Source organism: Pseudomonas sp. NPDC088414 (assembly GCF_044753325.1).
Classification (GTDB): domain Bacteria; phylum Pseudomonadota; class Gammaproteobacteria; order Pseudomonadales; family Pseudomonadaceae; genus Aquipseudomonas.
The window spans coordinates 17,085-34,787 of the sequence record NZ_JBIVMY010000047.1 but is presented as its reverse complement, the minus strand read 5'-3'; the positions used below and the strand labels follow the sequence as shown (position 1 = coordinate 34,787).

Here is a 17,703-nt window from a genome sequence, read left to right as displayed (position 1 = left end):
TTTCCGCCTCCAGCTGTTTCAGATGCGTCAGTTTGTCGACCATGGCTACTCACGAAAGCTTTCTTATGAACGGCCAGCGGGCCGTGTTCGAGCGGGGAATCCTAGCACAGCGACCTCTTCTAATCAGGACGCCTACTAGATCGAAAGGGCATATGAATATGCCCACCCGTTTGGGCGCCCACCCCGTGTAGGAGTGAGCCTGCTCGCGATAGCGGTGTATCAGTCACCGCTATATTGAATGTGACAAAGCTATCGCGAGCAGGCTCACTCCTACAGAGGAAATGCGGTGGATTTCAGATCGGGTTCGGGCAGTCGATGAAAATGTGTTCAAGGGCGAAACGTTTTGCCAGGTAGTCGCCCAGCGCCTGCACGCCATAGCGCTCGGTGGCATGGTGACCGGCAGCGATGAAGCTGATGTCGTTTTCCCGAGCGCTGTGGAAGGTCTGCTCGGAGGCTTCACCGCTGAGGAACAGATCAACACCCGCCGCGACGCCCTGATCGATATAGCCCTGCCCGCCGCCAGTGCACCAGCCGACCCGACGAATCATCGCACTGCCTTCGACCAGCAGCGGCTCGCGGCCCATGACCTCTTGGACCTTGCGCGCGAAATCACGCGGGGTCATCGGCTCATTCAACGAGCCAACCAGTCCGACAATTTTGAGGTTGTCCGGATCCAGCGGCCCTTCGACGGTGATGTCCAGCTGACGCGCCAGTTGCACGTTGTTGCCGACCTCCGGGTGCAGATCCAGCGGCAAGTGATAGGCGAGCAGACTGATGTCGTGCTTGAGCAAGGTTTTCAGGCGACGCTGCTTCATGCCGGTGATACACGGGTTCTCGCCCTTCCAGAAATAGCCGTGATGCACCAGCACCAGATCGGCCTCGGCTTCGACTGCGGCATCGAGCAAGGCCTGACTGGCGGTGACGCCACTGACGATGCGCATCACTTGTGGACGGCCTTCGACCTGCAGGCCGTTGGGGCAATAATCGGCGATTTTTGCACTGCCGAGGTAACGGTCGGCTTCTTCGACGAGGGTGCTGAGGGCGACGGCCATGAAAGACTCCTAAATATCCCGTTCAGAGGCGCGCGCGGCCTCGTATAATGCGCGACATTATGGGCGGTCTGCCCCCGCCTGCAACTTTTCCAGGACGTGCTTAATGCTCAAGGCGCTGCGTTTTTTCGGCTGGCCGCTGTTGGCCGGTGTGCTTATCGCTCTGTTGATTATTCAGCGTTACCCGCAGTGGGTCGGGCTACCGAGCCTCGACGTCAATCTGCAACAGGCCCCGCAAACCACCAGCGTGCAGCAGGGGCCGGTGTCCTATGCCGACGCGGTGACCATCGCCGCACCCTCGGTGGTCAACCTTTACACCACCAAGGTCATCAACAAACCGGCGCACCCGCTGTTTGAAGACCCGCAGTTCCGGCGCTTCTTCGGTGACAACTCGCCGAAGCAGAAACGCATGGAATCGAGCCTCGGTTCCGGGGTGATCATGAGCCCGGAAGGCTACATTCTGACCAATAACCACGTGACCACCGGCGCCGACCAGATCGTGGTGGCGCTCAAGGACGGTCGCGAAACCCTCGCCCGCGTCATCGGCAGCGACCCGGAAACCGACCTCGCGGTGCTGAAGATCGATCTGAAAAGTCTCCCGGCGATCACCGTCGGCCGCTCCGACAGCATCCGCATCGGCGACGTCGCACTGGCCATCGGCAACCCGTTCGGCGTCGGCCAGACCGTGACCATGGGCATCATCAGCGCCACTGGGCGTAACCAGTTGGGCCTGAACAACTACGAAGACTTCATCCAGACCGACGCGGCGATCAACCCGGGCAACTCCGGCGGCGCACTGGTCGATGCCAACGGCAATCTCACCGGGATCAACACCGCGATCTTCTCCAAGTCCGGCGGCTCGCAGGGCATCGGCTTTGCGATCCCGGTGAAACTGGCGATGGAGGTGATGAAGTCGATCATCGAGCACGGTCAGGTGATTCGTGGCTGGCTGGGTATTGAAGTACAGCCGCTGACCCAGGAACTGGCCGAGTCGTTTGGCCTGTCCGGACGTCCGGGGATTGTCGTGGCGGGGATCTTCCGCGATGGCCCGGCACAGAAGGCCGGCCTGCAGTTGGGTGACGTGATTCTGAGTATCGACGGCGAACCGGCCGGTGATGGCCGCAAATCAATGAACCAGGTGGCGCGGATCAAACCGACCGACAAGGTCACGATTCAGGTGATGCGCAACGGCAAAGAGATCAAGCTGACCGCTGAAATCGGCCTGCGTCCACCGCCGGCGCCGGTCAAAGAAGAAGAGTAAGCACCTGCCCAAAACACTGTGGGAGCGAGCTTGCTCGCGAAGAGGCCGTCACATTCAACATCGATGTTGAATGACCAACCGCTTTCGCGAGCAAGCTCGCTCCCACAGGTTTAGCGGTGTTCTACAGGTTGCCGAGGCCGTCGATCAGCGCCTGGTTCTGCTCCGGCGTGCCGATCGAAATCCGCAGGAACTGGGCAATCCGCTCCTGCTTGAAGTGACGCACAATCACGCCCTGCTCGCGCAGTTTCGCTGCCAGCCCCGCGGCATCGTGTTGCGGGTGACGGGCGAAGATGAAGTTTGCCGCCGACGGCAGCACCTCAAAGCCCTTGGCCTGCAACTGCGCAATGACCCACTCGCGACTTTCGATGACCAGCCGGCAGGTCTTGTCGAAATACTCACGATCCTCGAACGCTGCAGCCGCGCCGACAATCGCCAGGCGATCCAGCGGATAAGAGTTGAAGCTGTTCTTGATTCGCTCCAGTGCCTCGATCAGATCCGGGTGACCCACCGCAAGACCGACGCGCAGGCCCGCCAGCGAGCGAGACTTGGACAGGGTCTGGGTCACCAGCAGATTCGGATAACGGTCCACCAGACTGATCGCGGTTTCGCCGCCGAAGTCGATATAAGCCTCGTCTACCACAACCACCGAATCCGGGCTGGCCTTGAGGATCTGCTCGACCGCCTCCAGCGCCAACAGGCAACCGGTCGGTGCGTTCGGGTTCGGGAAGATGATCCCGCCGTTCGGCTTGGCGTAGTCCGCCGGGTTGATCTGGAACTGCGCGTCCAGCGGCACGGCATCGAACTGGATACCGTACAGACCGCAATACACCGGATAGAAGCTGTAGCTGATGTCCGGGAACAGCAGCGGCTGCTCGTGTTGCAGCAGACCGTGGAAGATGTGCGCGAGCACTTCGTCCGAACCGTTGCCGAGGAATACCTGATTGCTCTGCACGCCGTAATAGTGGGCGACGGTGGTTTTCAGCAGATCGCTGTTCGGGTCCGGGTACAGACGCAGGTTGTCATTGAGTTCGGTCTGCATCGCCGCCAGGGCTTTTGGCGACGGGCCGTAGGGGTTTTCGTTGGTGTTGAGCTTGACCAGTCTGGTCAGCTTTGGCTGTTCGCCCGGCACATACGGCACCAGATCCTTGACGAACGGGCTCCAGAATTTACTCATGTTCATTCCCCCTGCCCTGGCAGAAAGTCTGCGTCTTTGATGCGGTATTCGGCGCTGCGTGCGTGCGCGCTGAGGGATTCGCCACGGGCCAGCACCGAAGCGGTCTTGCCCAGCTCGGAAGCACCGGCCTCGGAGCAGAAGATGATCGACGAGCGTTTCTGGAAGTCGTACACACCCAGCGGCGAGGAGAACCTCGCGGTGCCGGAGGTCGGCAACACGTGGTTCGGGCCGGCGCAGTAGTCGCCCAGCGCTTCGGAAGTGTGGCGGCCCATGAAGATCGCGCCGGCGTGGCGGATCTGCGGCAACCACGCTTGCGGGTCGGCGACCGACAGCTCCAGGTGTTCCGGGGCGATGCGGTTGGCGACTTCGATGGCTTGCGCCATGTCACGCACGTGGATCAGCGCACCACGACCATTGATCGAGGTTTCAATGATGGTCGCGCGGTCCATGGTCGGCAGCAGTTTGTCGATGCTCGCGGCGACCTTGTCGAGGAATTCGGCATCCGGACTGACCAGAATTGCCTGGGCGTCTTCGTCGTGTTCGGCCTGGGAGAACAGGTCCATGGCGATCCAGTCCGGATCGGTCTGACCGTCGCACACTACGAGGATTTCCGACGGGCCGGCGATCATGTCGATGCCGACCTGACCGAACACGTGACGCTTGGCGGTGGCCACATAGATGTTGCCCGGGCCGACGACCTTGTCCACCTGCGGCACGCTTTCAGTGCCATAGGCCAGTGCAGCAACCGCTTGTGCGCCGCCGATGGTGAACACCCGGTCGACGCCGGCAATGCACGCCGCCGCCAGCACCAGCTCGTTGATTTCGCCGCGCGGGGTCGGCACCACCATGACCACTTCGGTCACGCCGGCGACCTTGGCCGGAATCGCGTTCATCAGCACCGACGACGGGTACGACGCCTTGCCGCCCGGCACGTAGAGGCCAGCGCGATCCAGCGGCGTGACCTTCTGCCCGAGCACGGTGCCGTCAGCCTCGGTGTAGCTCCAGGAGTCCTGCTTCTGTTTTTCGTGGTAGCTGCGCACCCGCGCCGCGGCTTTTTCCAGCGCTTCGCGCTGTGCCACGGTGATGCGGGTCAGGGCCAGTTCCAGGCGCTCGCGCGGCAGGATCAAGTCAGCCATCGAGGCGACTTCGAGGCCGTCGAACTTCTGGGTGAACTCGACCAGCGCCGCGTCACCGCGCTCGCGCACCGCCTTGATGATATCCAGCACCCGCTGATTGACCGAGTCGTCAGACACACTTTCCCAGCTCAGCAGATGATCCAGATGATGCGCGAAATCCGGGTCAGCAGCGTTGAGTCGGCGAATTGCAGTCGGTGCGGTCATAGCGAGAGCCTCATAGGAATGGCAAAAACTCAGACGCCCTAACTTAGCAGTCGTTTCCGCTTGGGCACCTGAGATTCTGGCTATGAGGCGGATAGACGGGCGCGACTCAAGGTCGCGCAGGTGAATCAGCCGCGGTGTCGCGATTCCACTGCGTTGCGCAGGGTATCGATCAACGCCTGGATTCGGGCGTGTTGCATTTTCATCGAAGCCTTGTTGACCACCAGGCGCGAGCTGATCGTGGCGATCAGTTCCTGAGGTTCCAGGCCGTTGGCACGCAGGGTGTTGCCGGTGTCGACCACGTCGATGATCTTGTCGGCCAGACCGATCAGCGGCGCCAGCTCCATCGAGCCGTAGAGCTTGATGATGTCGACCTGACGCCCCTGTTCGGCGTAGTAACGCTTGGCGACGTTGACGAACTTGGTCGCCACGCGCAGACGGCCCTTGGGTTCGGCCGCGCCGATCTTGCCGGCGGTCATCAGCTTGCACTGGGCAATCTGCAGATCCAGCGGCTCGTACAGGCCCTGGCCGGTGTATTCCATCAACACGTCTTTACCGGCGACGCCGAGGTCGGCCGCGCCATGCTCGACATAGGTCGGCACGTCGGTGGCACGCACGATCAACAGACGTACGTCATCCTGAGTGGTGGGGATGATCAGCTTGCGGCTCTTGTCCGGATTCTCGGTCGGCACGATGCCGGCTTCAGCGAGAAGCGGCAGGGTGTCGTCAAGGATGCGGCCCTTGGACAGTGCGATGGTCAACATGGGAAACGTCAGTCCTTATCAAGGTACTCATGCCCGGTCGCAATCGGCGCCGGACACACATCAAGCCGGATACCGGCTCGACTCGAAACGAATTCAGTGGACACTTCCCTGTGTCCGCGTGCAGCAATCAGCCCGGAACGCGACGGATCTTGGCGCCCAGCATCTGCAGTTTTTCTTCGATGCACTCGTAACCACGGTCGATGTGGTAGATGCGGTCGATCAGGGTGTCGCCTTCGGCCACCAATGCCGAGATCACCAGGCTGGCCGAAGCACGCAGGTCGGTGGCCATCACTGGCGCGCCCTTCAGGACTTCAGTACCGGTGACGATCGCGGTGTTGCCTTCGACCTGGATCTTGGCGCCCATACGGTGCAGTTCGTACACGTGCATGAAACGGTTTTCGAAGATCGTCTCGATCACCGCACCAGTGCCTTCGGCAATGGCGTTTAGCGAGATGAACTGCGCCTGCATGTCGGTCGGGAACGCCGGGTACGGCGCGGTGCGCACGTTGACCGCTTTCGGGCGCTTGCCGTGCATGTTCAGCTCGATCCAGTCGTCACCGCTGGTGACTTCGGCGCCGGCTTCACGGAGCTTTTCCAGAACGGCTTCGAGGATGGTCGGATCGGTGTCCTTGACCTTCACACGGCCACCGGTGACCGCAGCGGCCACCAGGTAGGTGCCGGTTTCGATACGGTCAGGCATGACCTTGTAGAAGCACGAACCCAGACGCTCGACGCCATCGATGGTGATGGTGTCGGTGCCGGCGCCGGAAACCTTGGCGCCCATGGCGTTGAGGAAGTTCGCCAGGTCAACCACTTCAGGCTCGCGCGCGGCGTTCTGCAGCACGCTGCGGCCCTTGGCCAGGGCTGCCGCCATCATGATGTTTTCGGTACCGGTCACACTGACGGTATCGAAGAAGAAGCTGGCGCCGCGCAGGCCGCCTTCAGGTGCCTTGGCCTTGATGTAGCCGCCTTCGACGTCGATCACCGCGCCCATGGCTTCGAGGCCGCGGATGTGCAGGTCGACCGGACGCGAACCGATGGCGCAACCGCCAGGCAGGGCGACTTCGGCTTCGCCGAAACGCGCAACCATCGGGCCCAGTACCAGGATCGAGGCACGCATGGTTTTCACCAGTTCGTACGGCGCGATCAGGGTCTTGATGGTGCGTGGATCGATTTCGACGCTGAGTTTCTCGTCGATCACCGGCTCGATGCCCATGCGACCGAACAGCTCGATCATGGTGGTGATGTCGTGCAGGTGCGGCAGGTTGCCAACGGTCACCGGGCCATCGCACAGCAGGGTGGCAGCCAGAATCGGCAGGGCGGAGTTCTTCGCCCCGGAGATACGGATTTCGCCATCAAGACGAACGCCACCGGTAATAATCAATTTATCCATAAGAATCTCGACGCCCTTGGGCTCAGGTGCGCTCGGCCCAGGCCGCGCTGCTGAAAAATTTCATAGTGACCGCGTGGATGCTGCCATCGGCGATCCACGGGTTCAAATGGGCATAAATGCTCTGCTGACGCTTGACCGGGCTCAATGCCGCCAGTTCATCGCTGATCACGTTCAGCTGAAAGTTGCAGCCTTCGCCTTCAACTTCCACCTGCGTTCCTGGCAGCTTTCCTTCAAGGAAGCTCTTCACTTCTACGGCCTGCATGCTCAACCTCAATCGGCGCCCTGTGCGCACGGGTCGGACATCATACAAAAAAGCCCCGCGCCTGCGAACCCCGCATTGGCAGGACTCTGACGGGGGGCTTCTTTATCGATGCGGGTTCAGGGGTGCGCCAGCAACTCGGTCAGTTCACTGACCTGAGCGATTTCGCGCATGTCTTCCGGCATCGCGCGGATGCTGACGGCCTTGCCGGCCGCCTGGGCATCGCGCATGAAGCACAGCAGCAAGGACAAGCCGACGCTGCTGGACTTCTTCACTGCCGAACAATCGATGACCAGCGCTGCCGCCTTGCTGGACTTGATCAGCGCCTGGCCTTCCTTGCGCAGGTTGGGACCTGTGCGATAATCCAGCACTCCGCTGAGCAATAGCTCGTCGACCTCACTCATACGAACTGCCGCCTCATTCATTGCGCTGGCTTCGCGGCAGCTTTGTCGGTTTCTTCCTTGGCTTTGGCGACTTCACCGGCCCAACCATTGATGGTCTTGTCCAGATCGTTGCCATTGCGCTGCATCGCGTCGGCGAACTGATCACGGAACAGCTTGCCGATGTTGATGCCATTGATGATCACATTGCGCAGTTTCCACTCGCCATTGATCTTCTCCAGCGTGTACTGCACAGGGTAGATCGCGCCGTTGTTGCCCTTGACGGTCATGCCGACGCTGGTGCGATCGCCGGACTCATCCTTGGCAGGATCAACCGTGATGCCCTGGTTGTTGTATTCGAGCAAGGCATTGCCATAGAACTGGAACAGGCCGCGCTTGAAGTTTTCCTGGAAGGTCTGCATCTGCGCCGGCGTGGCCTTGCGCGAGTACTTGACCGTCATGATGCTCTTGGAAATGCCTTCGGCATCCACCACGGGACCGACGATAGTGTTCAGCGCCGTGTAGAAATCCTGCGGATCCTGCTTGTACTTTTCTTTATTGGCCGACAGGTCGGCCAGCATCCGGTTCGTGGTGTCCTGAATCAGGTCGTGCGCCGACTGTCCAGGCGCAGCGTTAGCCAGCAGTGGCAGGGCCGCGAGCAACACCAACAGGCCACGTCGCAAGGTAGAGATCATTCAAAAGCTCCTCATTTGGCGTCTTTGCTAACGGTATTGAGCAGGAATTTACCGATCAGGTCTTCCAGTACCAGAGACGACTGCGTGTCGTGGATGGTTCCACCATCCTTCAGACGGGTGTCTTCCCCGCCCACGCTGATACCGATGTACTTCTCGCCCAACAGGCCAGCGGTCAGGATAGACGCTGTGGAGTCGGTCGGCAGGTTGTCGACCTTTTTATCCACTTGCAGGGTGACCCGACCGGTGAAGCTGTCGCGATCCAGATCGATGGCCGTGACCTTGCCGATGGTCACACCGGCCATGGTCACTTTGGCTCTGACCGTCAAACCGGCGATATTGTCGAAGTAGGCATACAGTTTATAGGTGTCGGTGGTCGAAGTCGGAGACAGGCCACTGACCCGCAGAGCAAGCAGCAACAAGGCCAGGATCCCTGCCAGCAGGAACAGGCCGACACCGATTTCCAGGGTGCGGTTTTGCATCAGAAATCTCCAAACATCAAAGCGGTCAGAATAAAGTCCAGGCCCAGTACCGCCAGCGAGGCAAATACCACGGTCTTGGTGGTGGCGCGACTGATGCCCTCGGAAGTGGGCTCACAGTCATAGCCTTGGAAAACGGCAATCCAGGTCACGACGAAGGCGAAAACGATACTTTTGATGACCCCGTTGAGCACATCGCTGGTGAAGTTCACGCTGTTCTGCATGTTCGCCCAGTAAGAGCCTTCATACACGCCAAGCCAGTCGACAGCCACCCACGAACCGCCCCAGATCCCCACCACGCTGAAAATCATCGCCAGCACCGGCAGGGAAATGAAACCGGCCCACAGACGCGGGGCAATAATGTATTTGAGCGGATCGACACCGATCATTTCCAGGCTGGAAAGCTGTTCGGTGGACTTCATGTTGCCGATTTCCGCAGTCAGCGCCGAACCGGCACGCCCGGCAAACAGCAACGCCGTCACCACCGGTCCCAGTTCACGCAGCAACGTCAGGGCGACCATCTGCCCCACGGCCTGCTCCGAACCGTAGCTCGACAGAATACTGAAGCCCTGCAGCGCCAGCACCATACCGATGAAAATCCCCGACACGACGATGATCACCAGCGACATCACGCCAACCGAATGCAGTTGCTTGACCAGCAGGCCGAATCCGCCGCTGATGCCGCCACGACCGAGCAGGGCGTGAAACAGGAACAGGGTCGCGCGACCGAACACCGCGACGGCGTCGATCGCCGCCTCGCCGAACCGGCGCACGCGTTCTATCAATGAAATTCTGCGCATCAGCGCTTCCCCAGAAGATCTGCGCGGTAATCCGTCGCTGGAAAATGATACGGCACCGGGCCATCGGGGTTGCCGGTCATGAACTGGCGAATACGCGGCTCATCCGAATTCATCAACTCGTCCGGCGTGCCCTGCCCCAGCACCTGGCCATCACCCACTACATAGATGTAGTCAGCGATGCTCGCGGTTTCGGCCAGATCGTGAGAGACCACGATACTGGTGATTCCCAACGCGTCGTTGAGCAGACGGATCAGGCGTACCAGCACGCCCATGGCGATCGGATCCTGACCGACGAAAGGCTCGTCATACATGAGAATCTGCGGATCGAGCGCAATCGCCCGGGCCAGCGCCACCCGGCGCTTCATGCCGCCGGACAGCTCGTCGGGCATCAACTCGATGGCACCGCGCAAGCCGACCGCCTGCAATTTGAGCAGGACGATGTCGCGGATCATTTCATCCGGCAATTGGGTATGAACGCGCAGGGGGAACGCGACGTTCTCGAAGACATCGAGATCGGTGAACAGCGCGCCGCTCTGAAACAGCACACCCATGTGCTTGCGCGCATCGAACAGATCACTGCGCGACAGTGTCGGCAGGTTCTGGCCGTTGACCCAGACTTCGCCGCTGGAAGGACGCAACTGCGCACCCATCAAGCGCAACAAAGTGGTCTTGCCGCACCCGGAAGGTCCCATGATGCCGGTAACCTTGCCACGCGGGATGCGAATATCGACGTTATTGAAAATGCTGCGCGCACCGCGCTTGAAGGAGACTCCCTTCAGCTCGACCGCGTAGGCGTTATCGGCACTCATCTAAACTCCTTGCGATGCAGCCTCTCACTCGGACGCCTGGCTTTCCTTGGAAAGCACATACCTCCCGGGCAGGCCGAACTGGCGGCGAACTATATCACTGCAAAGGCCAAGCGCCCAAGGCCCATGCCCCTCTGTGTTCAGCGACATGACAGGCCCGCCCGCGCTTTTTCAGGGTTTTGGTGACAAGGAATGACAAAGCACGACGAACTTGCGTGAGGCTTTTCAACATAACCGCTATAATCGCCGCCTTTTCATCGGGCTATACGATTTCTGACATGAGCCAATCCAGCGACCTGATTCAATCGGCACAACGCACCATCCGCCTCGAAGTGGAAGCCGTACAAGGCTTGTTGCCCCATATCGACGCCGATTTCGTACGCGCTTGCGAGATGATTCTGGCCAGCAAAGGCCGTGTGGTGGTGGTCGGCATGGGCAAATCCGGGCACGTCGGCAACAAGATTGCCGCAACCCTGGCCAGCACCGGCACCCCGGCATTTTTCGTCCACCCGGCCGAAGCCAGCCATGGCGACATGGGCATGATCACCCGCGACGACGTGATCCTCGCCCTCTCCAACTCCGGCTCGACCAACGAAATCGTCACCCTGCTGCCATTGATCAAGCGCCTCGGCATCCAGTTGATCAGCCTCACCGGCAATCCGCAGTCGCCGCTCGCCAAGGCCGCCGAAGTCAATCTCAACGTTCACGTCGAGCACGAAGCCTGCCCGCTGAACCTGGCACCGACCTCCTCGACCACTGCGGCGCTGGTCATGGGTGATGCCCTGGCGGTGGCGCTTCTGGAAGCGCGCGGTTTCACTGCCGAAGATTTTGCTTTTTCGCACCCGGGCGGCGCTCTGGGTCGACGCCTGCTGCTGAAAGTGGAAAACGTCATGCATGCCGGGCAAGAGCTGCCGCAAGTGCAGCGCGGCACCCTGCTCAAAGACGCGCTGATGGAAATGACCCGCAAGGGTCTGGGCATGACCGCGATCGTTGAAGCCGATGGCAAGCTGGCCGGGATCTTTACCGACGGCGACTTGCGCCGCACCCTGGATCGCAGCATCGACATCCGCAGCGCCACCATCGACCAGGTCATGACCGCACACGGCAAGACCGCACGGCCCGAGATGCTCGCCGCCGAAGCGCTGAAAATCATGGAAGACCACCGAATCAACGCACTGGTGGTCGTGGACGAAGAAGATCGCCCGATCGGCGCCTTCAACCTCTCCGATCTGCTGCGTGCAGGAGTGATGTAATGACCACCGATCTGCTGCAACGCGGCAAAGCGATCAAACTGGCGGTGTTCGACGTCGACGGCGTTCTCACCGACGGGCGCCTGTACTTCCTCGAAGACGGCAGCGAATTCAAGACCTTCAACACCCTCGACGGCCAGGGCATCAAGATGCTGATGAATGCCGGTGTCGAAACCGCCATCATCAGCGGCCGCAAGACACCGGTGGTTGAGCGCCGGGCGAAGAACCTCGGCATCCCGCACCTGTTTCAGGGCCGCGAAGACAAATTGGTGGTTCTGGACGGTCTACTGGCGCAACTGGGCCTAAGCTATGAACAGGTCGCCTACCTCGGTGACGACTTGCCTGACCTGCCGGTGATCCGCCGCGTAGGCCTGGGCATGGCCGTCGCCAATGCCGCCGATTTCGTGCGCGAACACGCCCATGGCGTCACTCGGGCCCGCGGTGGCGAAGGTGCCGCCCGTGAATTCTGCGAATTGATCCTGCGCGCCCAGGGCCGCCTCGATGCGGCCAACGCCGCGTACCTGTGAGCCAGACCATGTTTAGCAAAAAATTTCGCAACTTCCTGCTGTTCGGCTGTATCGCTGCCATGTTTGCGGCGGTCGGCTACTGGAACATCAGTCCGGAACGGTTCCTCGACAAACCTGCGGTCAAGGTCGAAGACACTGCAATCGACTGGTACGCCACCAATACGCATACCCTGCAATACCTGCCGGACGGCAAAGTGCAGTACGAAATGACTTCGGACAAGGCCGAACACCTGAAGGCCACAGACGTGACACTGGTCACCAAACCGGACCTCAACATGTATCGCGGCACCGAGTTTCCATGGCACGTGACCAGCGAGCGCGGCGAAGTGAATCCGGACGGAACGCAGGTAGAATTGATCGACTCGGTACGCATCAAGCGCACCGATGAAAAGAACCGCGACACCCTGATCACCAGCACACGCATGACGGTGTTCCCTCAGCAGCAATATGCGCAGACCGAGCAACCCGTTAGAATCGACGGCGCTGGCGGTGTATCGACTGGCGTGGGAATGAAGGCGTATTTGAAGGACAGCAGGATACACCTGCAATCGAACGTAAGAGGACAGTATGAGGCTCGTTAAAACCCTCCCTATTTTGCTCAGTCTGGGCGCAGCACTGGGAAGCGTGAGCGCCTGGGCTCTGCCGAACGATCAGCAGCAACCTATCCGCATTCAGGCCGACGACGCCCAACTGGACGACAAGAATGGCATCGCCACCTATAAAGGTGACGTGATCATCACCCAGGGTTCGATGATCGTTAAGGGCAATACGGTGACCATCACCCGTACCCCGACCGGTGATATCGACGTGGTGACCTCGGTGGGCAACCTTGCCTACTTCGAGCAGTTGCAGACTCAGGGCGACAAAAAGCCGGTACAAGGCTGGGGCGTGACGATCCAGTACCACGCCGCGCAAAACCGCGTCGTGCTGATCGACAAGGCCAAGGTTGTCGACAAGGACAACAACACCACTCAGGGCGAGAAAATCGTCTATGACACAGTGAAGAAGCTGGCCAGTGCCGGTCGCGCTACCGGTAGCAAAGTCACCGAAGCGCGTCCGCGCATCGACATGGTGATCCAGCCGAAGAAGAAAACCGACGAGAAGACCCAGTAATGGCAACTCTGAAAGCCCAACACCTGGCCAAGGCCTATAAAAGCCGCCAGGTTGTGCGCGACGTCAGCCTGTCGATCGACAGCGGCCAGATCGTTGGCCTGCTCGGCCCGAACGGCGCCGGCAAGACCACCTGTTTCTACATGATCGTCGGTCTGGTGCAGGCCGATCAGGGTCGCGTGCTGATCGATGATCTGGACGTCAGCCATCAGCCGATGCACGGTCGTGCCAAGGCCGGTATCGGCTATCTGCCGCAAGAAGCATCGATCTTCCGCAAACTGTCGGTGGCCGATAACATCATGGCCATCCTCGAAACCCGCACGGAACTCGACAAGGCCGGTCGTCGCAAGGAACTGGAAAGCCTGCTGCAGGAGTTCCACATCAGCCACATCCGCGACAACCTCGGCATGAGCCTGTCCGGTGGTGAACGCCGCCGGGTGGAAATCGCCCGCGCCCTGGCGACCGCACCGAAATTCATCCTGCTCGACGAACCGTTCGCCGGTGTCGACCCGATTTCGGTTGGCGACATCAAGCAGATCATCCACCACCTCAAGGCCAAGGGCATCGGTGTACTGATCACCGACCACAACGTGCGTGAGACCCTGGATATCTGCGAAACCGCCTACATCGTCAACGACGGTCAACTGATCGCCGAAGGCGATGCGGCGACCATCCTTGCCAACGATCTGGTGAAGGAAGTGTACCTGGGCCACGAGTTCCGCCTCTAAGCGAATAGTGCCCGGTGAGCCGCCCGGGCGCTGTATCGATTCAAGCAGGATTTAATACGCTTTAATTGTTACAGCGCTCTAGGCAAACACGACAGTTTCAGGCATATAATTTGCTTAAGTTTGGCGCTCCGGCGCCCTGTAGTGGATGGCGCATGCGCGCCGGCGAATAAGGTGTTAAGCCCCTGCCATGAAACCATCGCTAGTCTTGAGAATGGGCCAGCAGCTGACGATGACACCGCAGCTGCAACAGGCCATCCGCCTGCTCCAATTGTCGACCCTGGACCTGCAACAGGAAATCCAGGAGGCCCTGGAATCCAATCCGATGCTCGAACGCCAGGAAGAAGGCGACGACTTCGACAATACCGATCCTTTGGCCGACAACGCCGAACAAAAACCCAACACCGACATTCAGGAACCCTCCTATCAGGAAACCGCCCCGACGGTGGACAACCTGGAAGATGGCGAATGGAACGAGCGCATTCCTAACGAACTGCCCGTTGATACCGCTTGGGAAGACGTCTACCAGACCAGCGCCAGCAGCCTGCCCAGCAGCGATGACGACGAGTGGGACTTCACCACCCGCACCTCCGCCGGCGAGAGCCTGCAAAGCCATTTGCTCTGGCAATTGAACCTGGCGCCGATGTCCGACACCGACCGCCTGATCGCCGTGACCCTGATCGATTGCATCAACAATCAGGGCTACCTCGACGAAACCCTCGAAGAAATCCTCGACGCCTTTGATCCGGAGCTCGACATCGAGCTGGACGAGATCGAGGCCGTTCTGCACCGCATTCAACAGTTCGAACCCGCCGGCATCGGCGCGCGCAACCTCGGCGAATGCCTGTTGCTGCAACTGCGTCAGCTCCCGGCCAAGACCCCGTGGCTCAACGAAGCCAAACGTCTGGTCAGCGATTACATCGATCTGCTCGGCAGTCGTGACTACAGCCAGTTGATGCGGCGCATGAAGCTCAAGGAAGACGAGCTGCGTCAGGTCATCGAACTGGTGCAAAGCCTCAATCCACGCCCGGGCTCACAGATCGAATCGACCGAAGCCGAGTACGTGGTGCCAGACGTCATTGTGCGCAAGGACAACGAGCGCTGGCTGGTCGAATTGAATCAGGAGTCGGTGCCCCGTTTGCGGGTCAACGCGCAGTACGCCGGTTTCGTCCGTCGCGCCGACACCAGCGCCGACAACACCTTCATGCGCAACCAGTTGCAAGAAGCACGCTGGTTCATCAAGAGCCTGCAGAGCCGCAACGAAACCCTGATGAAAGTGGCCACCCAGATCGTGGAGCATCAGCGCGGTTTCCTGGAATACGGCGACGAAGCCATGAAGCCGTTGGTCCTGCACGACATCGCCGAAGCGGTAGGCATGCACGAATCGACGATTTCCCGGGTCACCACGCAGAAATTCATGCATACCCCACGGGGCATTTATGAACTGAAATACTTTTTCTCCAGCCATGTAAGCACCTCCGAAGGCGGTGAATGCTCGTCCACGGCGATCCGCGCGATCATCAAAAAACTGGTTGCAGCGGAAAATCAGAAAAAGCCGTTGAGTGACAGCAAGATCGCTGGTTTACTGGAGGCACAAGGCATTCAGGTGGCTCGCCGCACCGTCGCCAAGTACCGTGAATCCCTAGGGATCGCGCCTTCGAGCGAACGCAAGCGGTTGATGTAAGCCACGTTACAGCGTTCCAGTGGCAGGCTGTTCGGCCTGCCGCTTTATGCACTGGCAACGAAGGAGAAGCTGTATGCAAGTCAACATCAGTGGACACCAACTGGAAGTGACCCAACCTCTTCGTGAATACGTTGAGCAAAAGCTCAAGAGGCTGGAGGGGCATTTCGACAAGATCACCAACGTGCAAGTCACGATGTGCGTCGAAAAGCTGAAGCAGAAAATCGAAGCCACCTTGCATATCCCCGGCAGCGAAGTGGTCGCCAACGCAGAAGATACCGACATGTACGCTGCGATCGACTCACTGACCGACAAGCTGGATCGCCAACTCAAAAAGCATAAGGAAAAGACCCAGAGCCTCCTTCAGGGCGCGACAGGTCGTTAACACCCCCAACCCATGATCCGACTTGAAAGTATCCTGACCCCCGGCCGTTCCCTGGTGAACGTGCCGGGCGGCAGTAAAAAGAAAGCCCTCGAACAGATTGCCAACCTGATCGCCCGCGAAGTGCCGGATCTGGAGATGCAAGATGTCTTCGAGGCACTGATCGCCCGTGAGAAACTCGGTTCCACCGGTTTCGGCAACGGCATCGCCATCCCCCACTGTCGTCTCAAGGGCTGCGAAGCGCCTATCAGCGCTTTGATGCACCTTGAAGCGCCCATCGATTTCGATGCAATCGACGGCGCACCGGTTGACCTGCTGTTTGTCTTGCTGGTCCCGGAAGCGGCCACCGATGCTCATCTGGAATTACTGCGCCAGATCGCCAGCATGCTCGACCGCAAGGAAGTGCGCGAAAAACTGCGTAGCGCACCGAGCAATGAAGCCTTGTATCAGGTCGTCCTGAGCGAGCAGAACGGTCACTAATCATGCGTTTGATCATCGTCAGCGGCCGCTCCGGCTCGGGTAAAAGTACCGCCCTGAATGTTCTTGAGGACAACGGCTACTACTGCATCGACAACCTGCCGGCCGGTCTGCTGCCGGAACTCGCCGAACGCGCCCTGATTCATACCGAGCTGGCTCAGCCGTTGGTGGCTGTGTCGATCGATGCGCGAAACCTGCCGAGTCATTTGTCACGCTTCCCCGAGTTGCTCGAAGAAGTCCGCGCCCGACACATCCAGTGTGATGTGCTGTATCTGGATGCCGACGAAGAAACCTTGCTCAAACGCTTCTCGGAAACCCGCCGTCGCCACCCGCTGAGCACCGCCAACCGCTCACTGGCCGAAGCGATCGAAGATGAAACCGCCCTGCTCGGCCCGATTGCCGACCTGGCCGATCTCAAGGTCAACACCACCAATCTGAATCTGTACCAGTTGCGCGATACCATCAAACTGCGCCTGCTGAACCAGCCGGAGCCGGGGACGGCATTTCTGGTTGAATCGTTCGGTTTCAAGCGCGGCATGCCGGTGGACGCGGATCTGGTGTTCGACGTGCGCTGCCTGCCCAATCCGTACTGGAAGCCTGAATTGCGCGCACAATCCGGACTCGACGCACCGGTCGCCGAGTATCTGGCGACGCAGCCGGAGGTCGAAGAGATGTTCCAGGACATCTACGGCTACCTGAATAAATGGCTGCCGCGCTTTGCGGCGAGCAATCGCGCCTATGTCACCATTGCCATTGGCTGCACTGGCGGACATCACCGCTCCGTTTACCTTACCGAACGCCTGGGTCAGGCCCTGCAGAAAACCCTGAAGAACGTCCAGGTTCGCCACCGCGACCTCACTTAAAGGATTCACACCGCGATGCCTGCTCTGGAAATCGAAATCATCAATAAACTGGGCCTGCATGCCCGGGCGTCGGCCAAGTTCGTCGGGGTGGCGGGGCAGTTCCCGGATTGCACGATCAGAGTGGGTCGCACACCGGAAACCACGGTGGATGGCAAAAGCATCATGGCGATGATGATGCTCGCCGCCGGCAAGGGCACGAAGATCTATCTGAGTACCGAAGGCCATCAGGAACAGGAAGCGCTGGATGCGCTGGTGGCGTTGATCAACAACTACTTCGATGAAGGCGGTTGAACG

The 17,703-nt window shown here is 59.9% G+C and carries 22 protein-coding genes; 11 read left to right on the top strand and 11 right to left on the bottom strand.

The genetic code is table 11. The features are described 5' to 3' along the window. Window positions 1–293: 293 nt before the first annotated feature. Entirely contained in the window at window positions 294–1,052 is a 759-nt protein-coding gene (locus ACIP8I_RS25970) for a Nif3-like dinuclear metal center hexameric protein (protein WP_003221714.1), read from the bottom strand. Between the two features lie 103 nt (window positions 1,053–1,155). Here ACIP8I_RS25970 and algW point away from each other — a divergent pair, with 103 nt between their 5' ends. Further along, window positions 1,156–2,310 carry a Do family serine endopeptidase AlgW gene (algW, locus tag ACIP8I_RS25965; RefSeq protein ID WP_007967229.1) on the top strand — a complete coding sequence of 385 codons (1,155 nt, stop codon included), beginning with the start codon at window positions 1,156–1,158 and terminating at the stop codon, window positions 2,308–2,310. Window positions 2,311–2,431: 121 nt separating this feature from the next. Here the strand turns inward: algW and hisC are convergent, their stop codons facing one another. The 10 genes from hisC to ACIP8I_RS25915 form a co-directional block, all read right to left on the bottom strand. Continuing rightward, complete coding sequence (gene hisC, locus ACIP8I_RS25960) at window positions 2,432–3,484, bottom strand: histidinol-phosphate transaminase (protein ID WP_400764730.1); 1,053 nt, start codon at window positions 3,482–3,484, stop codon at window positions 2,432–2,434. A gap of 2 nt (window positions 3,485–3,486) precedes the next feature. Continuing rightward, window positions 3,487–4,824 (bottom strand): histidinol dehydrogenase, encoded by a 1,338-nt coding sequence (gene hisD / locus ACIP8I_RS25955; protein ID WP_007967227.1) that lies wholly within the window; start codon window positions 4,822–4,824, stop codon window positions 3,487–3,489. A gap of 125 nt (window positions 4,825–4,949) precedes the next feature. Beyond that, window positions 4,950–5,585 (bottom strand): ATP phosphoribosyltransferase, encoded by a 636-nt coding sequence (gene hisG, locus ACIP8I_RS25950; RefSeq protein WP_007967226.1) that lies wholly within the window; start codon window positions 5,583–5,585, stop codon window positions 4,950–4,952. Between the two features lie 127 nt (window positions 5,586–5,712). Then, entirely contained in the window at window positions 5,713–6,978 is a 1,266-nt protein-coding gene (murA, locus tag ACIP8I_RS25945) for a UDP-N-acetylglucosamine 1-carboxyvinyltransferase (RefSeq protein WP_047291321.1), read from the bottom strand. Window positions 6,979–7,000: 22 nt separating this feature from the next. Then, the gene (locus ACIP8I_RS25940; protein ID WP_007953556.1) at window positions 7,001–7,240 is read right to left on the bottom strand and encodes a BolA family protein; all 240 of its coding nucleotides are present in this window, start codon (window positions 7,238–7,240) and stop codon (window positions 7,001–7,003) included. Window positions 7,241–7,356: 116 nt separating this feature from the next. After that, on the bottom strand, window positions 7,357–7,662 hold the full coding sequence (locus tag ACIP8I_RS25935; protein WP_400764729.1) for a lipid asymmetry maintenance protein MlaB: 306 nt from the start codon (window positions 7,660–7,662) through the stop codon (window positions 7,357–7,359). After that, window positions 7,659–8,312, bottom strand: a complete 654-nt coding sequence (locus tag ACIP8I_RS25930) for a phospholipid-binding protein MlaC (protein WP_007967223.1) — start codon at window positions 8,310–8,312, stop codon at window positions 7,659–7,661. Before ACIP8I_RS25930 ends, ACIP8I_RS25935 begins: the two co-directional genes overlap by 4 nt. 11 nt (window positions 8,313–8,323) lie before the next feature. Continuing rightward, entirely contained in the window at window positions 8,324–8,791 is a 468-nt protein-coding gene (gene mlaD, locus ACIP8I_RS25925) for an outer membrane lipid asymmetry maintenance protein MlaD (protein WP_007967220.1), read from the bottom strand. Beyond that, window positions 8,791–9,588 carry a lipid asymmetry maintenance ABC transporter permease subunit MlaE gene (gene mlaE, locus ACIP8I_RS25920; RefSeq protein ID WP_003221704.1) on the bottom strand — a complete coding sequence of 266 codons (798 nt, stop codon included), beginning with the start codon at window positions 9,586–9,588 and terminating at the stop codon, window positions 8,791–8,793. The genes mlaD and mlaE overlap by 1 nt, the downstream gene beginning before the upstream one ends. Further along, window positions 9,588–10,397, bottom strand: coding sequence for an ATP-binding cassette domain-containing protein (locus ACIP8I_RS25915; RefSeq protein WP_003221703.1), 810 nt, complete (start codon window positions 10,395–10,397; stop codon window positions 9,588–9,590). Before ACIP8I_RS25915 ends, mlaE begins: the two co-directional genes overlap by 1 nt. A 275-nt stretch (window positions 10,398–10,672) precedes the next feature. Here ACIP8I_RS25915 and ACIP8I_RS25910 point away from each other — a divergent pair, with 275 nt between their 5' ends. The 10 genes from ACIP8I_RS25910 (at window position 10,673) to ACIP8I_RS25865 (ending at window position 17,700) form a co-directional block, all read left to right on the top strand. Further along, window positions 10,673–11,647, top strand: coding sequence for a KpsF/GutQ family sugar-phosphate isomerase (locus ACIP8I_RS25910; RefSeq protein ID WP_027610849.1), 975 nt, complete (start codon window positions 10,673–10,675; stop codon window positions 11,645–11,647). Beyond that, window positions 11,647–12,171: an HAD family hydrolase gene (locus tag ACIP8I_RS25905; protein WP_007967216.1), complete on the top strand. Its 525-nt coding sequence runs from the start codon at window positions 11,647–11,649 to the stop codon at window positions 12,169–12,171. Before ACIP8I_RS25910 ends, ACIP8I_RS25905 begins: the two co-directional genes overlap by 1 nt. 8 nt (window positions 12,172–12,179) lie before the next feature. Continuing rightward, complete coding sequence (lptC, locus tag ACIP8I_RS25900; protein WP_007967214.1) at window positions 12,180–12,752, top strand: LPS export ABC transporter periplasmic protein LptC; 573 nt, start codon at window positions 12,180–12,182, stop codon at window positions 12,750–12,752. Beyond that, a complete protein-coding gene (lptA, locus tag ACIP8I_RS25895; protein WP_007967212.1) occupies window positions 12,739–13,284 on the top strand; it encodes a lipopolysaccharide transport periplasmic protein LptA in 546 nt (181 codons plus the stop codon). Before lptC ends, lptA begins: the two co-directional genes overlap by 14 nt. Beyond that, window positions 13,284–14,009, top strand: coding sequence for an LPS export ABC transporter ATP-binding protein (gene lptB / locus ACIP8I_RS25890; RefSeq protein WP_007967211.1), 726 nt, complete (start codon window positions 13,284–13,286; stop codon window positions 14,007–14,009). Before lptA ends, lptB begins: the two co-directional genes overlap by 1 nt. A 187-nt stretch (window positions 14,010–14,196) precedes the next feature. Next, entirely contained in the window at window positions 14,197–15,690 is a 1,494-nt protein-coding gene (locus ACIP8I_RS25885) for an RNA polymerase factor sigma-54 (RefSeq protein WP_400764726.1), read from the top strand. Window positions 15,691–15,763: 73 nt separating this feature from the next. Beyond that, the gene (gene hpf / locus ACIP8I_RS25880; RefSeq protein ID WP_329696072.1) at window positions 15,764–16,072 is read left to right on the top strand and encodes a ribosome hibernation-promoting factor, HPF/YfiA family; all 309 of its coding nucleotides are present in this window, start codon (window positions 15,764–15,766) and stop codon (window positions 16,070–16,072) included. A 12-nt stretch (window positions 16,073–16,084) separates the two neighbouring features. Next, entirely contained in the window at window positions 16,085–16,549 is a 465-nt protein-coding gene (gene ptsN, locus ACIP8I_RS25875) for a PTS IIA-like nitrogen regulatory protein PtsN (protein ID WP_007967207.1), read from the top strand. Window positions 16,550–16,551: 2 nt separating this feature from the next. After that, entirely contained in the window at window positions 16,552–17,409 is an 858-nt protein-coding gene (gene rapZ / locus ACIP8I_RS25870; RefSeq protein WP_007967205.1) for an RNase adapter RapZ, read from the top strand. A 15-nt stretch (window positions 17,410–17,424) separates the two neighbouring features. Beyond that, the gene (locus ACIP8I_RS25865) at window positions 17,425–17,700 is read left to right on the top strand and encodes an HPr family phosphocarrier protein (RefSeq protein WP_003221684.1); all 276 of its coding nucleotides are present in this window, start codon (window positions 17,425–17,427) and stop codon (window positions 17,698–17,700) included. Window positions 17,701–17,703 lie beyond the last annotated feature (3 nt).

Excerpts from the sequence above, each read along its gene's own strand:
- ACIP8I_RS25865 (WP_003221684.1), top strand. The coding sequence starts at position 17,425 with ATGCCTGCTCTGGAAATCGAAATCATCAATAAACTGGGCCTGCATGCC.
- rapZ (WP_007967205.1), top strand. The coding sequence starts at position 16,552 with ATGCGTTTGATCATCGTCAGCGGCCGCTCCGGCTCGGGTAAAAGTACC.
- ACIP8I_RS25940 (WP_007953556.1), bottom strand. The coding sequence starts at position 7,240 with ATGCAGGCCGTAGAAGTGAAGAGCTTCCTTGAAGGAAAGCTGCCAGGA.
- mlaD (WP_007967220.1), bottom strand. The coding sequence starts at position 8,791 with ATGCAAAACCGCACCCTGGAAATCGGTGTCGGCCTGTTCCTGCTGGCA.
- lptA (WP_007967212.1), top strand. The coding sequence starts at position 12,739 with ATGAGGCTCGTTAAAACCCTCCCTATTTTGCTCAGTCTGGGCGCAGCA.
- ACIP8I_RS25910 (WP_027610849.1), top strand. The coding sequence starts at position 10,673 with ATGAGCCAATCCAGCGACCTGATTCAATCGGCACAACGCACCATCCGC.
- lptC (WP_007967214.1), top strand. The coding sequence starts at position 12,180 with ATGTTTAGCAAAAAATTTCGCAACTTCCTGCTGTTCGGCTGTATCGCT.
- ACIP8I_RS25935 (WP_400764729.1), bottom strand. The coding sequence starts at position 7,662 with ATGAATGAGGCGGCAGTTCGTATGAGTGAGGTCGACGAGCTATTGCTC.
- hisD (WP_007967227.1), bottom strand. The coding sequence starts at position 4,824 with ATGACCGCACCGACTGCAATTCGCCGACTCAACGCTGCTGACCCGGAT.
- hisG (WP_007967226.1), bottom strand. The coding sequence starts at position 5,585 with ATGTTGACCATCGCACTGTCCAAGGGCCGCATCCTTGACGACACCCTG.
- lptB (WP_007967211.1), top strand. The coding sequence starts at position 13,284 with ATGGCAACTCTGAAAGCCCAACACCTGGCCAAGGCCTATAAAAGCCGC.
- ptsN (WP_007967207.1), top strand. The coding sequence starts at position 16,085 with ATGATCCGACTTGAAAGTATCCTGACCCCCGGCCGTTCCCTGGTGAAC.
- murA (WP_047291321.1), bottom strand. The coding sequence starts at position 6,978 with ATGGATAAATTGATTATTACCGGTGGCGTTCGTCTTGATGGCGAAATC.
- ACIP8I_RS25970 (WP_003221714.1), bottom strand. The coding sequence starts at position 1,052 with ATGGCCGTCGCCCTCAGCACCCTCGTCGAAGAAGCCGACCGTTACCTC.
- mlaE (WP_003221704.1), bottom strand. The coding sequence starts at position 9,588 with ATGCGCAGAATTTCATTGATAGAACGCGTGCGCCGGTTCGGCGAGGCG.
- ACIP8I_RS25885 (WP_400764726.1), top strand. The coding sequence starts at position 14,197 with ATGAAACCATCGCTAGTCTTGAGAATGGGCCAGCAGCTGACGATGACA.
- hpf (WP_329696072.1), top strand. The coding sequence starts at position 15,764 with ATGCAAGTCAACATCAGTGGACACCAACTGGAAGTGACCCAACCTCTT.
- ACIP8I_RS25905 (WP_007967216.1), top strand. The coding sequence starts at position 11,647 with ATGACCACCGATCTGCTGCAACGCGGCAAAGCGATCAAACTGGCGGTG.
- ACIP8I_RS25915 (WP_003221703.1), bottom strand. The coding sequence starts at position 10,397 with ATGAGTGCCGATAACGCCTACGCGGTCGAGCTGAAGGGAGTCTCCTTC.
- ACIP8I_RS25930 (WP_007967223.1), bottom strand. The coding sequence starts at position 8,312 with ATGATCTCTACCTTGCGACGTGGCCTGTTGGTGTTGCTCGCGGCCCTG.
- algW (WP_007967229.1), top strand. The coding sequence starts at position 1,156 with ATGCTCAAGGCGCTGCGTTTTTTCGGCTGGCCGCTGTTGGCCGGTGTG.
- hisC (WP_400764730.1), bottom strand. The coding sequence starts at position 3,484 with ATGAGTAAATTCTGGAGCCCGTTCGTCAAGGATCTGGTGCCGTATGTG.